Annotated in this window: 2 protein-coding genes; one reads left to right on the top strand and one right to left on the bottom strand. The window is 67.6% G+C overall.

The features are described from left to right. Positions 1-278: 278 nt before the first annotated feature. Positions 279-2750: a glycogen/starch/alpha-glucan phosphorylase gene (locus M0P34_RS14450; RefSeq protein ID WP_291500371.1), complete on the bottom strand. Its 2472-nt coding sequence runs from the start codon at positions 2748-2750 to the stop codon at positions 279-281. A gap of 237 nt (positions 2751-2987) precedes the next feature. Between M0P34_RS14450 and M0P34_RS14445 the strand changes: the two genes are divergently transcribed. Continuing rightward, positions 2988-3383 (top strand): formylmethanofuran dehydrogenase subunit E family protein (locus M0P34_RS14445; protein WP_291500369.1); only part of this gene is annotated, 396 nt, incomplete at its 3' end.

Genomic DNA, 3383 nt, shown 5'->3' with positions numbered 1-3383 from the left:
GCGCAGGGCCACGTCGGCGGCGACCACCGCCACCAGCAGCAGCGACAGCGCGCGCGCCGCCGCCCCCACGGTGTCGGTGATCCTGTCTATGGTCCGGGTCAGGGCGTCCGGCATGGGGCGGGTCCTTGTCTGGCGATGCGCGCCGGGGCGCGCGGCTGGGGAAAGCCCAATCGATTACCAGCACGACGGACCGGCCGCAACGGAAAAAAAACGCCCGCCCCGGCCGACGGGACACGCCGGCCAGGACGGGCGCAACGGCCCGGGCGCGCCGCGCCGCGCTACCGGCCCAGGGGCGGCGCGTTCCAGATGCGCTCGGCGTACTCGCGCACCGAGCGGTCGCTGGAGAACTTGCCCATGTTGGCCGCGTTGAGGATGGACACGCGCGTCCAGGCGTCGGGGTCGTCGAAGAGCCTGTCCACCCGGCGCTGGGTGTCCACATAATCACGGAAATCCGCCAGCAGCATGTACCAGTCGCCGTGCTCCAGCAGCGAATCCACCAGCGGGCGGAACAGGTGCGGGCTGGAGGGCAGGAAGGCCCCGGTGCCGATCATGTCCAGCACGCGGCGCAGCTCGGGGTCGCGGTCGTAGTACTCGCGGGGGTTGTAGCCGCCCCGGCGCATGGCCTCCACCTCGTGGGCCGTCAGGCCGAAGATGAAGATGTTCTGCGCGCCCACCTCCTCCATGATCTCCACGTTGGCGCCGTCCAGGGTGCCGATGGTCAGGGCGCCGTTCATGGCGAACTTCATGTTGCCCGTGCCCGACGCCTCCATGCCCGCCGTGGATATCTGCTCCGACAGGTCGGCGGCGGGGATGATCTTCTCGGCCTGGGAGATGCAGTAGTTGGGCAGGAAGGCCACGCGCAGCAGCCCCTGGACGGCGGGGTCGGAGTTCACGGTGTCGGCCACGGCGTTGATCAGCCGGATGATGAGCTTGGCCTGCTGGTAGCCGGGGGCGGCCTTGCCGCCGAAGAACACCGTGCGCGGGGTATGGCGCGCCCCGGGGTCCTCGCGGATGCGGTTGTACAGCGCCACGACGTGCATGACGTTCAGCAGCTGGCGCTTGTATTCATGCATCCGCTTGACCTGCACGTCGAACATGGTCTTGGGGTTCACGCCCATGTTGACCTTGCGCAGCACATAGCGCGCAAAACGCTTCTTGTTGTCCAGCTTGGCCTTGGCCCAGCGTTCGCGGAACCCGGCGTCCTCGGCCAGGGGCACCAGCTCGCGCAGGCGGTCCAGGTCCGCGACCCAGCCGGGGCCGATGGCATCGGTGATGAGCGCCGACAGGGGCGGGTTGGCCTGGAGCAGCCAGCGCCGGGGCGTGACGCCGTTGGTCACGTTGGTCAGCTTGTCCGGCCAGTGGGCGTGGAAGTCCGCGAACAGGCCGTTCTTCAGGATTTCCGAGTGCAGGGCGGCCACGCCGTTGACCGTGTGGCTGCCGACGATGGCCAGGTTGGCCATGCGCACGGTGCGCGTGTGGCCCTCGCCGATGAGCGACATGCGCGCCAGGCGCTCGCCCTCGCCGGGGAAACGCGCCGCCACGTCGTCGAGGAAGCGGCGGTTGATCTCGTAGATGATTTCCAGGTGCCGGGGCAGCAGGCGGCCCAGCAGGTCCACCGGCCAGGTCTCCAGGGCCTCGGGCAGCACGGTGTGGTTGGTGTAGGCGAAGGTGCGGGTGCAGATGGTCCAGGCGTCGTCCCAGCCCAGGGCGTGCTCGTCGAGCAGCAGGCGCATCAGCTCGGGGATGGCGATGGCCGGGTGGGTGTCGTTGAGCTGGACGGCCACATAGTCCGGGAAGCTGGACATGGAGCCGTGCAGCTTCATGTGCCGGCGCATGATGTCCTGGAAGGTGGCGGCGACCATGAAGTACTGCTGCTTGAGGCGCAGCTCGCGGCCCTGCTCCACCTTGTCGTTGGGATACAGGACCTTGGTGATGTTCTCGCTGACGACCTTGCTTTCCATGGCGCCCATGTAGTCGCCGCGGTTGAAGTCCGTGAGGTCGAAGTCCTCGCTGGACTGGGCGGCCCAAAGGCGCATGTTGGTCACATGCTCGCAGCCGTAGCCGGGGATGAGGATGTCGCAGGGCATGGCCCGGACCTTCTGGGTGTCCACCCAGCGGCGGCGCGCCAGGCCGCGCGCGTCCTCGTAGGTTTCCGTGCGCCCGTAGAAGTGGACATCGTACAGGTTCTCGCGGCGCACGATCTCCCAGGGGCTGCCGTGGCGGCGCCAGTTGTCGCAGTGCTCCTCCTGCCAGCCGCCGACGATGGTCTGGTGGAAGATGCCGTAGTCGTACATGATGCCGTAGCCGTAGCCGGGGATGCGCAGGGTGGCCATGGAGTCCATGTAGCACGAGGCCAGCCGCCCCAGGCCGCCGTTGCCCAGCCCGGCGTCCCACTCCTGCTCCTCCAGGTCCTCCAGGGAGAAGCCCAGCCCCTCGACCACCGGGCGGGTGGCCTCATCCATGCGCATGTTGACCAGGTAGTTCATCAGGAACCGCCCGGGCAGGAACTCCATGGACAGGTAGTACACGCGCTTGACCATGGCGTCGTAGTAGGAGCGCTGGGTCTCGATCCACAGGGAGATGAGCCGGTCGCGCACGCTGTGGGCCAGGCCCTGGAAATAGCGGTAGCGGTTCTTGGCCACGGGGTCGTTGCCCAGGCTGGAGACGATGTGGCGCTCGATATCCCGGGCCAGGGTGTCCATGTTCTGGAAGCGTTCGAGCCGGGGGCGGGAATTCCTTTTCTCGGGCATGGCGGTCCTCATGCGCGTCGCGCGGCTGTTTTCGGGGGACTACTGGATCAAACGTCCCAGGTCGGGGGGCTTTCGTCAAGCCCGATTGTCCCGGCGGGGCCCGGCGCCCGGCCCCGGGGTCATTGTGCCAAACTGGACGCAATCCATATTGCCCTTCCCCCCGGGCCTTTTTTTAGGCATCATCCGGCAATTTTCCGCAAGCAGGCCACCCCGCCAAACACCCCGCACGGAGGGCGCATGAACATCGGCCAGTACACCTTCGAGGAATTCAAGGAAATCGCGCGCAAGTTCCACGGCTATCCGGCCCCGGGCCTGCTCATCGGCGGGTTCATGGTCGAGGAGGCCAAGAGCCGCCTGCCCGAGGGCACCCTGTTCGAGGCGCTGGTGGAAAGCGGCAAATGCCTGCCCGACGCCGTGCAGCTCCTGACCCTGTGCTCCACGGGCAACAACTGGATGAAGGTGGAGAACCTGGGCCGCTACGCCGTGTCGCTCTACGACAAGCACACCGGCCAGGGCTGGCGCGTGGCCGTGGACCCGGCCCGGCTCGAGGCCTGGCCGGAAATCCGGTCCTGGTTCATGAAGCTCAAGCCCAAGCGCGAGCAGGACACCGAGCGCCTGTTCGCCGAGATCGAG

Origin of the sequence: Desulfocurvus sp. (assembly GCF_023230885.1) — a bacterium.
Classification (GTDB): Bacteria; Desulfobacterota; Desulfovibrionia; order Desulfovibrionales; family Desulfovibrionaceae; genus Desulfocurvus.
The sequence above is the reverse complement of the archived record's forward strand: the minus strand, read 5'-3'. Positions and strand labels throughout refer to the sequence as shown.